This window comes from Pseudomonas sp. FYR_7 (assembly GCF_043106155.1).
Classification (GTDB): Bacteria; Pseudomonadota; Gammaproteobacteria; order Pseudomonadales; family Pseudomonadaceae; genus Aquipseudomonas; species Aquipseudomonas parafulva_B.
In genome coordinates this window covers 40,806-55,459 of the sequence record NZ_JBICMI010000035.1, presented here as the reverse complement: position 1 = coordinate 55,459, position 14,654 = coordinate 40,806, and the positions used below count along the sequence as shown (strand labels likewise).

At 60.9% G+C, this 14,654-nt stretch carries 14 protein-coding genes; 6 read left to right on the top strand and 8 right to left on the bottom strand.

Going from position 1 to position 14,654, the window contains the following annotated elements:
• Positions 1–23 precede the first annotated feature (23 nt).
• The 4 genes from lpxK to ACF8R3_RS09365 form a co-directional block, all read right to left on the bottom strand.
• Positions 24–1,025, bottom strand: a complete 1,002-nt coding sequence (gene lpxK, locus ACF8R3_RS09380) for a tetraacyldisaccharide 4'-kinase (RefSeq protein WP_078478208.1) — start codon at positions 1,023–1,025, stop codon at positions 24–26.
• The gene (locus ACF8R3_RS09375) at positions 1,025–1,459 is read right to left on the bottom strand and encodes a biopolymer transporter ExbD (RefSeq protein ID WP_100851112.1); all 435 of its coding nucleotides are present in this window, start codon (positions 1,457–1,459) and stop codon (positions 1,025–1,027) included. Before ACF8R3_RS09375 ends, lpxK begins: the two co-directional genes overlap by 1 nt.
• Complete coding sequence (locus ACF8R3_RS09370; protein WP_058637708.1) at positions 1,456–2,091, bottom strand: MotA/TolQ/ExbB proton channel family protein; 636 nt, start codon at positions 2,089–2,091, stop codon at positions 1,456–1,458. Before ACF8R3_RS09370 ends, ACF8R3_RS09375 begins: the two co-directional genes overlap by 4 nt.
• Positions 2,092–2,152: 61 nt before the next feature.
• A complete protein-coding gene (locus ACF8R3_RS09365; protein ID WP_392515527.1) occupies positions 2,153–4,369 on the bottom strand; it encodes a DNA internalization-related competence protein ComEC/Rec2 in 2,217 nt (738 codons plus the stop codon).
• 142 nt (positions 4,370–4,511) lie between these two features.
• On the opposite strand from ACF8R3_RS09365, the gene ACF8R3_RS09360 reads away from it, so the two are divergent.
• Positions 4,512–5,144, top strand: a complete 633-nt coding sequence (locus ACF8R3_RS09360; RefSeq protein ID WP_145255149.1) for a DUF2062 domain-containing protein — start codon at positions 4,512–4,514, stop codon at positions 5,142–5,144.
• On the opposite strand, the gene ACF8R3_RS09355 is transcribed toward ACF8R3_RS09360, so the two are convergent.
• The 3 genes from ACF8R3_RS09355 to ACF8R3_RS09345 form a co-directional block, all read right to left on the bottom strand.
• A complete protein-coding gene (locus ACF8R3_RS09355) occupies positions 5,028–5,807 on the bottom strand; it encodes an ABC transporter permease (protein WP_058637710.1) in 780 nt (259 codons plus the stop codon). The two genes, ACF8R3_RS09360 and ACF8R3_RS09355, sit on opposite strands and share 117 nt — an antisense overlap.
• A complete protein-coding gene (locus ACF8R3_RS09350) occupies positions 5,804–6,736 on the bottom strand; it encodes an ABC transporter ATP-binding protein (RefSeq protein ID WP_058605758.1) in 933 nt (310 codons plus the stop codon). Before ACF8R3_RS09350 ends, ACF8R3_RS09355 begins: the two co-directional genes overlap by 4 nt.
• 145 nt (positions 6,737–6,881) lie before the next feature.
• Positions 6,882–7,505, bottom strand: coding sequence for a glutathione S-transferase (locus ACF8R3_RS09345; protein ID WP_392515526.1), 624 nt, complete (start codon positions 7,503–7,505; stop codon positions 6,882–6,884).
• Between the two features lie 282 nt (positions 7,506–7,787).
• Between ACF8R3_RS09345 and ACF8R3_RS09340 the strand changes: the two genes are divergently transcribed.
• Positions 7,788–10,235, top strand: coding sequence for an acyl-CoA dehydrogenase (locus ACF8R3_RS09340; RefSeq protein ID WP_392515525.1), 2,448 nt, complete (start codon positions 7,788–7,790; stop codon positions 10,233–10,235).
• 78 nt (positions 10,236–10,313) lie between these two features.
• Complete coding sequence (locus tag ACF8R3_RS09335) at positions 10,314–10,721, top strand: PA2817 family protein (RefSeq protein WP_058637713.1); 408 nt, start codon at positions 10,314–10,316, stop codon at positions 10,719–10,721.
• A 39-nt stretch (positions 10,722–10,760) separates the two neighbouring features.
• Here the strand turns inward: ACF8R3_RS09335 and ACF8R3_RS09330 are convergent, their stop codons facing one another.
• Complete coding sequence (locus tag ACF8R3_RS09330) at positions 10,761–12,299, bottom strand: hypothetical protein (protein ID WP_392515524.1); 1,539 nt, start codon at positions 12,297–12,299, stop codon at positions 10,761–10,763.
• 397 nt (positions 12,300–12,696) lie between these two features.
• Between ACF8R3_RS09330 and ACF8R3_RS09325 the strand changes: the two genes are divergently transcribed.
• The 3 genes from ACF8R3_RS09325 to ACF8R3_RS09315 all read left to right on the top strand — a co-directional run bounded on the left by ACF8R3_RS09325 (position 12,697) and on the right by ACF8R3_RS09315 (position 14,644).
• On the top strand, positions 12,697–13,236 hold the full coding sequence (locus ACF8R3_RS09325; RefSeq protein WP_058637715.1) for a fimbrial protein: 540 nt from the start codon (positions 12,697–12,699) through the stop codon (positions 13,234–13,236).
• Positions 13,237–13,301: 65 nt separating this feature from the next.
• A complete protein-coding gene (locus tag ACF8R3_RS09320) occupies positions 13,302–14,027 on the top strand; it encodes a molecular chaperone (RefSeq protein ID WP_145255140.1) in 726 nt (241 codons plus the stop codon).
• 32 nt (positions 14,028–14,059) lie between these two features.
• Positions 14,060–14,644, top strand: a complete 585-nt coding sequence (locus ACF8R3_RS09315; RefSeq protein ID WP_392515523.1) for a fimbrial protein — start codon at positions 14,060–14,062, stop codon at positions 14,642–14,644.
• The last annotated feature ends 10 nt before the right edge of the window (positions 14,645–14,654 follow it).

Here is a 14,654-nt window from a genome sequence, read left to right as displayed (position 1 = left end):
GAAGGCCGAAATTGAAAACGGGATCAGGGCTTGGGTAGCAAACGTTGCAACTGCAGGTCGAACCAAGTGCCAAATGCCGGCGTGGGTTGTGCTTCTACAGCCAGGTACCACCAGTTCTCGGCGGCAAAAGAGCGGCACTTCACCGCATCCTTCTCGGTCATGATGAGCGGCAGTGACGGTGTGAAGGCAAGGTTTCGGGCATTGAATTGCGCGTGGTCTGCAAAGGGATGCGGCAGCGGCTGCCAGCCTAGGCCCTGCAAGGTATTGAAAAAACGCTGAGGGTTACCAATGCCGGCCACCGCATGCAGGCGCTGGCCTGCGGGAAAATGGTCGAGTGCACGGCGCTCGCCCGTGCGCAGGTTGACCAACGCGCTGGGTTGCAGGCGAAAACCAAAGCCCTCGGCACTGTCTAGTGCTGCACCATTGAACAATACTGCGTCGGCCGCATTCAGACGCTCGACAGGCTCGCGCAAGGGGCCGGCCGGTAGGCATCGGCGATTGCCCAGGCCGCGGGCTGCGTCGATCAATACCAATTCCAGGTCTCGCGCCAGGCGGTAGTGCTGCATGCCGTCGTCACACAGAATCAAGTCCAGGGGTTCGCTGACCAGCAGGGCCTGCACCGCACGTGCGCGGTCCGGATCGATCATCAGCGGCACACCGGTACGTTGCACGATCAACAGCGGCTCGTCGCCTGCCTGTTCGGCCGCCTGATCGGCCGTCACCCGCCAAGGGAACTGCGGCGGCTTGGCGCCATAGCCACGGCTGACCACTCCCACCCTCAACCCCCGCTGGCGGCAGTGCTCGATCAGCCAGAGAATCATAGGAGTCTTGCCGGTACCGCCGACAGTGATGTTTCCCACCACGATGACGGGCACCGGAGCGCGATAGCTAGCGCGCTCGTCGTTGAGAAAACGCCTGCGCTTGCGTTTGACCACCCAGCGGTACAGCGCTTCCAGCGGACGCAGCAATGCCAGTGCCGGATGGCCGGTGTACCAGGCAGCAAGCAGGCGATCGGCTAGTGTCATCAAGGTGTGCTCTGGGCCGCCTCGACGGTGGTCATGCGCAATTGGCTGAAGCCGAGCTTGCCGGCAGCATCCATTGCGGTGACCACAGCCTGGTGCGGGGTCTTGCCGTCGGCACTGATGGCCAGGGGCAGCTTGTTGTCGCCACCTGATTCACGCTCGATGGCCTCGCTGAGGGTGGCCAAGTCGCTCTTGGGCAACAGGTGGTTGTTGACCGAGTACACGCCTTCGGCACTTATGGTGATTTCTACCAGCTTGCCCTCATCGCCCGGCGCACGCTCGGCGCTGGCCGCTTCGGGCAACTCGACGCGTAGCTGGGTTTCGCGGGTGAACGTGGTGGTGACCACGAAGAACAGCAACAGCACGAACACCACGTCGATCAACGACGCCAGGTTGATGTCGATATTCTCGCGCTGGCGATTGCGCCGAAACTTCACGCCTTGCCTCCAGCCACTTCCACCTCACGGTCACCCTGAATCACTTCCACCAGCTTGATTGCCTCCTGCTCCATACCGACCACCAGCTCGTCGATACGGCGCAGCAGAAAGCGGTGGAAGAACACCGCCGGGATACCCACCATCAGCCCGGCCGCCGTGGTTACCAGCGCCTTAGAAATGCCACCCGCCAGCACCGCGGCGTTGGCGGTCATCTGCGACCCCATGAACGCGCTGAAGATGTCGATCATGCCCAGCACGGTGCCCAGCAGGCCCAGCAGCGGCGCCATGGCGGCGATGGTGCCCAGCGTGCCGATGTAGCGCTCGAGCTCGTGGATAACGCGTGAGGCGGCTTCCTCGATGCACTCTTTCATGATTTCGCGACCATGACGCGAGTTGGCCAGCCCCGCCGCGAGGATTTCGCCCAAGGGCGAGTCGGCACGCAGGGCCTTGAGCTTGTCACTGGTCAGTTGCTTGTCCTTGATCCACATCCACACCTGGCCCAGCAGGTGGGGCGGGCTGACGCGACTGGCGCGCAGGGTCCACAGGCGTTCGACGACGATAGCCATGGCGGCGATGGAACTCAGAATGATCGGCAGCATCATCCAACCGCCGGACTTGACCAATTCCCACACAGTAGAAGCCCTCTGGAAAAGGTCGCCACTTTACCATAGGCGCGGCAGGCGCTCATCAGCATTAACCACCCCTGACGTCACGCCAGAAGCGGCGCTGGCTGCGCATACCCTCGACCCCGGCTTGCGCACCGAGCACCAGACGCAACGCCCCCTCCACTGCCGTGTCGTGCAGGGTCATGCCATGCCTGCGATAGCGTTCGACCACCTGTGCATGGGGATGCCCGAAGCTGTTGTTGCGCCCGCGGGAAATCAGTACCCCACGCGGGGCCGCAGCGCGGATGAAAGCTTCGGTCGACGAACTGCGGCTACCGTGGTGCGGCGACTGCAGCCAGTCGATGCGTGGTGAATCCATGGCAGCCAGCCACGCACGTTCGGCTCCCGCCTCCATGTCACCGGCCAGCAGCAACCGCTCCCCCGACGCCTCGACCAGCAACACGCAGGAGCGGTCATTGCTGGTGCGCGCATCCGCCCAGCGCCACAGGGAAAAGCGAACCCCGTCCCACTCCCAGGACTCGCCACTGACGCAAGGCTGTAACTGAACCTCTTCCAGCGGCTCACCGCCAATCGCCCGTCTGACCGGCAGCCCGCGCTGGATCGCACCTGCACCGCCGGCGTGATCGGCATGGGCGTGACTGACCAGCAGCACATCCAGGCTGTCGACCCCCAACTTGCGCAAGGTGGGCACCACGACCCGCTCACCCAGATCGCTTTCGCCCCTGGCCGGCCCGGCGTCATACAGCAGACTGTGCTGCCGGGTGCGTAGCAACACCGCCAAGCCTTGCCCCACGTCCAGCTGCCAGACCTCGACCTGGCCGTGCGAGACCGGCTCCCGAAGCACCCAGAGCGCCAAGAGCATCACCGCGCCCAACCCACGCAGCGGCACACCCCGTGGCAGCAACAGCAGCAGTGCACCCAGGCATACCAGCAGCCAGGCCCACAACGGCGGTGCCGGAGGCACCCATGCCGGGCGCTGCTGGGCGACCAGTGCTAGCGCGCGAAACAAGACATCCAGCAGGCCGCCTGCCAGCCACAGCAATGCCTCACCTGCGTCGCCCAGCGGCAGCAACAAAGTGCCCAACAGCGCCAGCGGCAATACCGCCAGGCTCACCCACGGCACCGCCACCAGGTTGGCCAACGGGGCACTCAGGCTCACCGGCAAGCCCACGGCCAGCAGCACCGGGAGCAACCCGACGGCGATGACCCACTGCGCTCGCGTCCATGCCTGCCAGGGTCGCCAGGCCCCTAGCCGAGCACTGAAGCTGTAGATGAGCGTGGCCACGGCGCCGAATGACAGCCAGAAGCCTGGAAGCAGCGCCGCCAACGGCTCGAACAGCAAAACGGCAACCAAGGCAAGTAACAAGGGGTGGAACGCGCCAAGGTGACGAAAGCGCAGGCGCCACAGCAGCACCACGGCCAGCATCAGACAGGCGCGCTGTACTGGCACCCCTGCCCCGGCCAGCCAGCCGTAGGCCAGCGCTGCACTCATGGCCAGCACACAGGCCCAAGGCAGCCACGGCAGCCGGGGCGGCCATAGCCCCCAGCGGGCTAACCACGCGACCACGGCATAGAGCAGACCCGCCACCAGGCCAATGTGCTGGCCTGAAATCACCAGCAGGTGCACGGTGCCGGTGGCCTGAAGCGCCTGCCAGTCTTCGCGCGCCAGGCCGGTCCCATCACCAAGCACCAACGCCACCAACGCGGCTTGCCGACCATGGGCTTCGACCGCCAGCAGACGCTCGCGCAGGCCATCGCGCCACCCGACTGCCGCGGGCGTCAGTAACTGCCCGGCTTTCACCGCTCCGCTGGCGCCGATCCGACGTGCCAGCAGCTGCGCCTCCCGGTCGGGCCCGTGGGGGTTTAGAAGGCCGGTCGGCCGCTGCAGGGTGACGGCCAGGCGCCACTGCTCGCCGGCACGCAGCGGTGGTCCGTCAAACCAGCTCAATTGCAGGCGTTGCGGCAAATCGGCACGCCGGGAATGCGCGCCTTCAAGCTCGAAACGCACGCCTTGCGCAGTGCGCGCCGGCAGTCCGGCCACCCGCCCTTCCAGCCACAAGGTGCGACCATCGAGCCCTGGCGCCAGACGATCGTCCACGGCCTGCTTGGCAGACCAACAGGCCCAGCAGAAGCCCAGCAGGAACAAACCCAATAACCAACCCCGGGTGAACAGACTGACGACGGCGCCCGCTGCAAGCATTAGCAGCCATCCGACCGATGGCAATTGAGGTACCACGCAGAGACTGAGCAGACCGAGCGCGAGCGCCAACATCCCTGTGCGCATGAGGTAGAGCTCCAGAAGCTGAATGAACCTCTGAGGCATAGCCCACTTGCCGGCACTGCTTGCTCAACAATTGTCACAAACTCTGAACGAGGCTGAACGGGAATCAGGGCATACTGCCCCGGTCAACGCCCCGGGAGCCCCCATGCCGCGCCGACTATTCAAACGCTTCATGCCGGACCCGAGCAGTATTCGGGAACACAAGTCCTTACGCTTTTTCGGCAAGTTGCTGCATGACCCTAACCTGTGGCACCTGAACCGTCATTCGGTAGCGCGAGCCATGGGCGTCGGCCTGTTCGCCGCATTGATCCCGATGCCCGCACAGATGCTGCTTGCCGCTGCATTGGCCATCCCGCTGCGAGGCAATCTGCCGATCGCCGTCAGCCTGGTGTGGCTGACCAACCCGCTGACCATGCCGCCGGTGTTCTTCGTTACCTACATGGTCGGTGCCTGGCTAATGCAGGTACCACCACGCGCACTGCCTGACACGTTGACCTTCCAGTGGATCACTGACCAACTGTCGACGGTCTGGCAACCCTTCCTGCTCGGTTCAATCGTGTGCGCCGTACTGCTGGGTATGCTCGGCTATTTCAGTACCCTGATGTACTGGCGCTGGTGGGTAGGCCGGCAGTGGCGTCGTCGCCAATGCCGGTGCAAGGTTTCAGGCACGCATCCCCCGGCCGCTGACCAGCAGCCGCACGCACAACAGGTAGAGCACGGCAGTGGCCACCAACATGAACGTGATCGCCGTGCCGATGCTGATGTCCGACACCCCTAAAATGCCGTAGCGGAAGGAATTGACCATGTGCAGCACAGGGTTGGCCAGCGATACGGTCTGCCAGAACGGTGGCAGCAGGGTGATCGAGTAGAACACGCCGCCCAGGTAGGTCAGCGGAGTCAGTACGAACGTCGGGATGATCGAAATGTCGTCGAAATTGCGAGCGAACACCGCGTTGACGAACCCCAGCAAGGAGAAGATGGTCGCCGTCAACAGTACCACTGCCACAGTCACACCCAGGTGATGCACTTGCAGGTCGGTGAAGAACATCGACAGGATGGTGACGATCACCCCTACCGCCAAGCCACGCAGCACGCCGCCTAGGACATAACCTACCAGGATGGTGTGCGGCGATACCGGCGAGACCATCAGCTCTTCGATCGAGCGCTGGAACTTGCTACCGAAGAAGCTCGATACCACGTTGCCATAGGAGTTGGTGATCACCGACATCATGATCAGCCCCGGCACGATGTACTGCATGTAGGTGAACCCGCCCATGTCGCCAATCTGCCGGCCAATCAGGTTGCCGAAAATGACGAAATACAGAACCATGGTGATTGCCGGTGGCAACAGGGTCTGCGGCCAGATGCGCAAGAAGCGCCGCACTTCGCGATAGACGATGGTGTTCAGGGCGACCCAGTTGGTACGCAGCTCCACGCTCATACGGCCACCTTCGAAAGGTTTTTTTCCACCAGGGCCACGAACAGCTCCTCGAGTCGGTTGGTCTTGTTGCGCAGGCTTTGCACGTCGATATTCTGCAGGGCCAACTGGCCGAACAGGGCGGTGATGCCGATGTCTTTCTCAACCTGTACTTCCAGGGTGTGCGGGGTCAGCAGCCGGCACGGGTAACCCTGCAACACCGGCGCCGTGGCCAGGCCCTGCTTGATGTCGAGGACAAAGGTTTCGACATGCAGCTTGCCCAGCAGTTGGCGCATGCTGGTGTTCTCGACGATGGTGCCGTGGTCGATGATGCCGATATTACGGCACAGCTGCTCAGCCTCTTCCAGGTAATGGGTGGTGAGGATGATGGTGATGCCTTTCTGGTTCAGCTCGGTGAGGAAGCTCCACATCGAACGGCGCAGCTCGATGTCCACGCCGGCGGTCGGCTCGTCGAGAATCAGCAAACGCGGCTCGTGGATCAGCGCACGGGCAATCATCAGCCGGCGCTTCATGCCGCCGGACAGCGAACGCGATGGCACGTCGCGCTTGTCCCACAGGCCCAGTTGGGTCAAGTACTGCTCGGCACGCGCCTTGGCGATCTTTGGCGGGATGCCGTAGTAACCAGCCTGGGTCACGACGATGTCGAAGCACTTCTCGAACTGGTTGAAATTGAACTCCTGTGGCACCACGCCCAGGCAACGCTTCAGCGCCGAGGGCTCGCGGTCGAGGTCGTGACCGAACACATTGACCGTGCCGCTGGTTTTATTCACCAAGGTGGAGAGAATGCCGATGGTGGTGGATTTGCCGGCGCCGTTGGGGCCGAGCAAGGCGAAGAAGTCCCCTTCGGCGACATCCAGGTCGATGCCTTTGAGGGCCTGAAAGCCGTTGCCGTAGGTTTTGGTGAGCTGTCGAATGGACAGGGCAGAACTCATAGCGGGTCACTTACCGAAAAATAAGGTGCAGGACACGCCAGACAAGGTCACTGGCGCAGTGAGTGCGGCCAATGGTGCAAGGCGCGGCCGCACAAGTACAGTCATGTGTATTGATAGTGACTATCGAAACAGCCGTAGTGTTCGATCAGGTCAGCGCAGTCATTACTGCAGCCTGGTAGGCCGGGCGGGCCTTGAGGCGTTCGTACCAGGCTTCCAGGTGGTACATAGCCGGGCGCTCGATGGACATTTCGAACCAGGCATAGACGAAGCTACCCAGTGGGATGTCGCCCATGCCGATCTGGTCACCGGAAAGATAGGGCTGTGTGGCCAGGGTTTCGTCGGCAATGGCCAGCAACTGGGCGCACTGCTTGTGCGCAGCGTTGATCGCCACCCAGTCGCGCTGGTCTTCGGGGGTGCGCAGCAGGCCCCAGAACAGCGGGCGGAAGGGTGCGGCGAAGGATGAAGTGGCCCAGTCCATCCATTTGTCGGCCAAAGCGCGTTGGCGCGGGTCTTCCAGGTACCAACCTTGCTCGGTGCCATATTCGGCGCACAGGTAGCGGACGATGGTGTTGGACTCCCACAGGGTCAGGTCACCGTCTTCAAGCATGGGTACCAGGCCATTGGGATTGCGGGCGCGGTAGTGCGGCTCGTTGACCACGCCGAAGGCGCCGCCGGCGTCGATCGATTCGAAGTCCAGGCCCAGTTCCTGGGCGATCCACAGCGCTTTGCGCACATTGCTCGAGTTCTTGCGGCCCCAGATCTTCAGCATGGCAACGTCCTTATGAATGCGGATGTTGCACAGTCTACTCCAGAGGTTTGTTGCCTGTACCAGCCCTTTCGCAGGCAAGCCCACTCCTACAAGAATCGCGCCTTATCTGGGGACGGTGCCCCCTGTAGAAGCGGGTTTGCCCGCGAAAGGGCCAGTACAGGCAATCACCGGACTGAAACTCCCACCGCCACACCCTGTCACTGTTCTGACCCTGCCTTTCCCGGCGTTGCGTCTAAGCTGTCCGGAACGGCTCAAGCCCCCTGGTTCCAAGGAGGACCGATTATGTTGCTGTTGTGGTTGGTAGTGCTGGTGATAGGCGCGGCGTACCTCACGCACAGGCGCCTGGCACCCTTGCAGATTCTCGGCATCATGGCCGCCTATGTGCTGCTGATGGGCATTTTCAGCAGCGCTCCTGGCTGGCTGCTAGCACTGATCTGGCTCGTGCTGGCACTCAAAGGCGCCTTGTTGGCGCTGCCCGACTGGCGCCGCAAGGTGTTCACCGGCCCGGTTTTCGACTGGTTCCAGCGCACCCTGCCGCCCATGTCGCAAACCGAGCGTGAAGCCATCGACGCCGGTACCGTATGGTGGGACGGCGAACTGTTCAGCGGCCGCCCCGACTGGCGCACCTTGCTGGCCTACCCGGCACCCAAGCTGACCGACGAAGAGCAGGCCTTCATTGATGGCCCTACCGAACAACTGTGCGCCATGGTCAGCGACTGGCAGATCGGCCAGGACATGGACCTACCACCCGCGGCCTGGGCGCATATCAAACAGAATGGCTTCTTTGCCCTGATCATCCCCAAGCAGTACGGTGGCAAGGGTTTTTCCGCTTACGCACACTCCCAGGTGGCGATGAAGCTGGCCACCCGCAGCGGCGATCTGGCCTCCACGGTGATGGTGCCCAACTCCCTCGGCCCAGCTGAACTGCTGCTGCATTACGGAACCGACGAACAACGCGACCACTACCTGCCACGCCTCGCCCGTGGCGACGACATCCCTTGCTTCGCACTCACCGGCCCTCTGGCCGGCTCAGACGCCGGCGCCATGCCCGACACCGGCGTGGTGTGCAAGGGCCAGTGGCATGGCGAGGAAGTCATCGGCCTGCGCCTGAACTGGGAAAAGCGCTATATCACCCTAGGCCCGGTTGCCACGCTGCTGGGCCTTGCATTCAAGGCCTACGACCCGGACCACCTGTTGGGCGAGGAGGAAGAACTGGGCATCAGCCTGGCGCTGATCCCTACCGACACCCCCGGCGTGGACATCGGCAAACGCCACCTGCCGCTGGGCGCCGCCTTCATGAATGGCCCCAATAGCGGCAAGGACGTGTTCGTGCCACTGAGCTTCCTTATCGGTGGCCAGGCCATGCTCGGCAAAGGCTGGATGATGTTGATGAACTGCCTGTCGGTAGGCCGTTCCATCTCCCTGCCCGCCGTGGGCACCGGCGCCGCCAAGTACACCAGCCTGGTCACCGGCCAGTACGCCAACATCCGCGAGCAATTCAACGTGCCGCTGGCCGCATTCGAAGGTATCCAGGAATCGCTGGCACGCATCGGCGGCAACGCCTGGCTGATGGACAGCGCGCGCCTGCTGACGGCCAAAGCGGTAGACCTGGGCGAGAAGCCCTCGGTGCTGTCGGCGATCCTCAAGTACCACCTGACCGAGCGCGGCCGCGAATGCATCCAGCACGCCATGGATGTGCACGGCGGTAAGGGCATCATCATGGGCCCGAACAACTACCTGGGGCGTAACTGGCAAGGGGCACCCATCTTCATCACGGTCGAGGGCGCCAACATCCTCTCACGCAACCTGATGATCTTCGGTCAGGGCGCCATTCGCTGCCACCCGTTCGTACTCAAGGAAATGGCTCTGGCCCACCGTGAGGACCGCGACCAGGCGCTAGGAGAGTTCGATGACCTGTTGATGAAGCACATCATGTTCGCCGCCGGCAATGCGGCTAGCACACTGGTGTTCAATCTGGGACTGGGCCGCCTGGAAAGCGTACCAGGCGATACCCTCAGCCAAGGCTACTTCCGCGCCCTGAACCGCCAGGCCTCAGCCTTTGCATTGCTGGCGGACCTGTCGATGATGCTGCTGGGCGGCACCCTCAAGCGCCGCGAGCGCCTGAGTGCCCGGCTAGGCGATGTGCTGAGTTATCTGTACTTGTCCAGTGCGGCGCTCAAGCGTTATCACGACTTGGGCTCGCCCGAGCAGATGCAGCCATTGCTACGCTGGGCCATGGAAGAAAGCATGGGGCAGGCGGAAAAGGCCCTGGATAGGTTACTCGACAACTTCCCCAACCGCTTTGTCGGCTGTGCACTAAGGGTCCTGGTGTTCCCCTTCGGCCGTCGTCATACCGGGCCGAGCGATGAACTGGATGCCGAGGTCGCGGCGCTGATTGGGCGTAGCAAGGGTGACCCAGCGCTGGAAGAGCTGCTCGCGGGCTGCTTCCGGCCACAGGCGGACGGTGACCCAGTGGCAGCACTGCAACGGGCTTGCGACTTGCTTGATGAGGCAGTGCCACTGCACAAGGCGCTGCACCTGGGGATCAAGGACGGCAAGGTACGGCCGGCACCTGGGCAGTCGGTGATTGATGCGGCCATCGAAAGCGGTGTGCTGCAGCCTGACGAAGGGCAACGGCTGCACGCAGCGGAACAGGCACGCCGGGCAGTGATCGATGTGGATGCCTTCGACAAGGAGCAATTGCTGCCAGTACCTGGCAAGGTGCGTTGATTGATGGGGGCGCTCTGCCTCCCCATCCCCAACCGGCGTATACTCCGCCTTCGTTTCAATCACCCCGAGGACCGCCCCATGGCCAATTCCCACCTGGATTACAACCTGCAACTGCTTAACCACCTGCGTACTATCCTGGTGGCCTTGGGCGAAGCCGAGCAGGTACCCGAGGAAAGCCACGCCCTGTTCCTCGAACGCTTCGACGAACTACTGACCCTGCTGCCGCAAAACCCGCTGAAAAGTCAATACCTGGGGCAAGACCTGATCTGCCAGGTGATCCAGCGTTACCCGCAGATCGCTCATCTTGTACCCAGAGATCTACTGTGGTTCTTTGGCGGCGACTGCTTGCATTTCATGCCCGATGACGAACTGGACCTGTATCAACGTCTTGAAGAGCGCCGTTACGAAGCCGAGCAGAACGATGAACCGTTCGACTGGAACCAGGAAAAACAGGTGCTGAGCCTGCAGCCCGGCCCTCCCCACTGACTCCATCCGTTTGGGGCGATGCGCCTCGGGCAGCCCTGGTCACGCTTGCTGTAGCCGCAACGCGTCGTACACAGACAGCAATGGCAACGGAATGATTGTCACCGCGAAGCGCCACTCAACAACATTGCGCGTATCCAGAGCCATCACCACCGTGACACCGCTCGGCGCTGTCGACGCAGGCGTAAACACACCTTGCGCCGATACCACACCGTTGCCTGCAAGGATGTGCCACTCAACATCCTCGGCCGGCACTGCGGTTTCTTCCATGTCGAGGTTGAAATACCAGCAGTTGAGTTGCAACGCATTGCCTGCAAGGGTAAATCGGATGAAATGCGTCGGATACACGAATGTCGTGACGAAAGATACCGACTCTCTCATCCCATCTTCCGCCGCCGTCAGCACATCTGTACGTGCTGGCACCCGGGGAAAACTAGCCCTGGTAGCGGCTGGGATCAAGGTTTCTCCCGGTGCACTGAAGACGACACCGGGTGGCTTGAGGGCAGGTACGTAGAAGTGATCATTACCCTCTTTGACAAGGGTACCGCCTGCATCACCCGTCACACTCCAATTGACACCAGGCATTTGTAGACTGACGAAACCAAGCCGCTCCTTTGCATCCCCTGCATGGAAAACTTGTGAGTACGGTGAAATTTTGTACGTCGCGGCTGGGGTAGCCGACTCAGCGGGCTTCAACGACTTCTTGTAGACCCTCCTGTAGCCGAATAACGACCCCCCGGCATCCATTACACCAACCAATTCAGTCGACCCCGGTGGGGTCACCAAATCGCTAATGAATGCGCTGTCCACAGGTGCTCTACCTGCCCCCACCTCTGGAAAATTTTCTTTTGGAAAATAGCCAAACAAGGCTGCATCTGCTGCGGGCGCGATGGGTTGCTGCACCCCGCTTACCAAACTTTCATAGGCAATGGGCCGCTCCAGAAAACCGAAATGCCGGACGCGCCGGTTTTCGTCTGGAATCATATAGATATAAAGATCTTGCAGCTTCGCACTTTCAGGGCGCGGCATGATCGCAATGTCAATTTTCTTTCTCTGGTCATAATATTCAATATACTCGGGAGGCGCCGCAGTCTCGACAGTTGAGTCATTCGTGTCGTAGGAGCCATAGTCGGCCCCACCCGTCCATTCGAAACTCAGCATACTTTGACCTTGCGCCTGGTACCGCAGGTAGCACTCTCGCATTGGTAACGTGACCGAGAATCTCACCCAGGGGCCGTTGATCTCCGTCAAGCGCAGGATCTGTTCCGCGCCCAAGTTGGAGAGTCTCTTCGTAAATATGAGGAATTCTTGGGATGAATGAAGAATCAACTTGTTACTGACGTCACCGTATGACAGAATTTCGATTTTGGAAAACTTCCTCAGCAACGCCTCTGCCCCCTCGCGCCCCATTAAAGCAGGCGGCCTAGTCTTAACAAACGACTCAATCAGAAAATCATTATTAGCGTCTGTTAGCCACAGCGTATTAATCCACAATACATTCGTGAACATTGTGCACACCGCCTCCGGCGCCATAGACGAAGAGCCGATCCCGGTCGCTTCATTATTTTTGGTTTTTTTCACCTCAGAGTCCCCTGCCTGGTATGAGCGCCAATTACCCCACCCCACAAGAATCGAATCAACTGGCATTTTTACCAGTGCCAGACAAAGTTTAGTCTCACAGTGCGACTGTGCTGCCCGGCGTGCATGGCCTTAACGGTTTGGCAACTGGTATTTCTATCAGTTGACGCAACCGCACGGCCCTTTCACGCTCTATGAAACAGACCATGGAAACAGCACCACCTTCCATCGAACAACTGCCGTAGAACCGGGAGAGAAGATCAGCGCAAGCCAATCGGACTTCAGATTTTTCCTACATACGAACCACAAGCAAACTCGCACGCTGTGCACCGTCGCATTTAGCGATGCTTGTGCAGCCTTACCCAATATCCACCTGACACACTCTAACCTGGAGCTCCTAATGAAAAAAACTCTCCTGGCTTTAACACTTGGCCTGGCCAGCAACGCCGCATTAGCCAACACTGGCTCGATCAACTTCTACGGCCAGGTGCATGCCGGGACGTGCCCGATCGAAATCATCGACCCGTCGACAGGCCTGCCGGTAGCCCGCGTCAACATGGGCAACGTCAGTGTTTCGCAGTTCACCGCCGTTGGCGATGAAGCGGCATCTCGCGCCTTCGGCATGCGTATCACCCCAGGCGCTGGTTGCGTCGTTGCCCCTGGTAGCAATGCCACTGTCACCTTCACTGCCGCCTATGGCGGCGCCGGCACAGGTGGTACGTTGTATGCGTTGGAACCAGGCGGAGCCAACAACCTGGCCTTGATCATCAAGGACAATGCCGGCACCCCCGTGGATAACGGCCTGGCCTCCAAGGATTACCCACTGGATGACACGAACCCTACCACCATGATCTTCTCTGCGGCCTACAAATCCATAGGTACCGCCGTGACGGCCGGTACGGCTAACACCGATGTGCAATTTCTGGTCGATATTCCATGAGAACGCGCCTCAGGCGAGCTGATACCGCCTGAGGCTTCCTCATATTATTCAGAAGGTATCGTCAGATGAAGATTCACCCGCGCCGCCTCGCATTGGGTATTTACTTGGCAGCCGCCCTGCAGACTGCTCAGGCAGCGCTGACCGTCAACACCACGCGAGTCGTGTTCGACAGCGACAAACGCAGCACCTCGGTGGTGATAGCCAACCCCAGCCCTCGCCCCTACGCGGTGCAAAGCTGGGTCAACACCGCCAAGGACGATACCGACACACCCGTCCCGCTGGCGACCTCTCCCGGTTTGTTCCGTCTGGACCCGAGCAAGGAGCAGATGGTGCAGATCAACCACCTGCCCAACGCGCTGCCTAATGACAGGGAAACACTGTTCTACCTCAATATTCAGGAAATCCCCGAGGTCAGCCCTGATGATGTGAACGTCCTCAATATCGCACTGCGTACGCGCCTCAAGCTCTTCTATCGCCCCAGCCAATTGACTGACCGGCCCGCCGACCGCATCGGCGAGCTAAAATGGTCCGTACGTCAAGGCCCTGGACGTGTCCAGTTGGTGGTCGATAACCCGACACCCTTCCATTACACATTCGGCCGCCTGGAAGTCAGCGCTGCAGGTGCGACAGAGGCTATACAGGCCATGGCCATGGCGCCACCGTTTGGCCAGCAGGTCTATGACCTTGCCCGGATCAAATCGCTCAGTGGCTTGCAGTTGACCTTTACCACCATCAATGACTACGGGGTCGCTACTCCGGTGATGCAGAAGGCGCTGTCCAGCAGCCCCTGAGCACTCCCACCCGACACCTGCAAGCGAGCCCTATGGGCTCGTTTGCCATTGTGACTCAAGAAATCAAGGAGCTTTCCATGAAGCCTCTAGTCATTGCCTTTGCGTTCGCAATGGCCAGTCAACAGGCGTTTGCGAACAGCGGCTCGATCAACTTCTTCGGCCAGGTGAGCAGCGGGACCTGTGCGATTGAAATCATCGACCCTTCGACAGGTCTACCTGCTTCCAGAATCTACATGGGCACAGTGCGCACAGCCCAATTCAAGCAAGCAGATGACGAGGCCGCCAACCGCGCCTTCGGCTTGCGCCTTACACCGGGCGGTGGCTGTATATTGCTGCCAGGGGCCAATGCCCGCGTGACCTTTACCGGGAACTACGGCGGCGCTGGCGCCAGCGGTACGCTGTATGCTCTGGAACCAGGTGGTGCTACGGGTTTGGCCTTGATCATCAAGGACAACACAGGCACACCAGTAGACAACGGAATAGCCTCCAAACAGTACCCCCTTTATGACACCAAACCCACCGACATGCTGTTTTCTGCTGCCTACAAAGCGATCGATGGGCAGGTAACCGCCGGCGTTGCCAACAGTGATGTGCAGTTCAGGGTGGACATACCGTAAGCGTTACTGG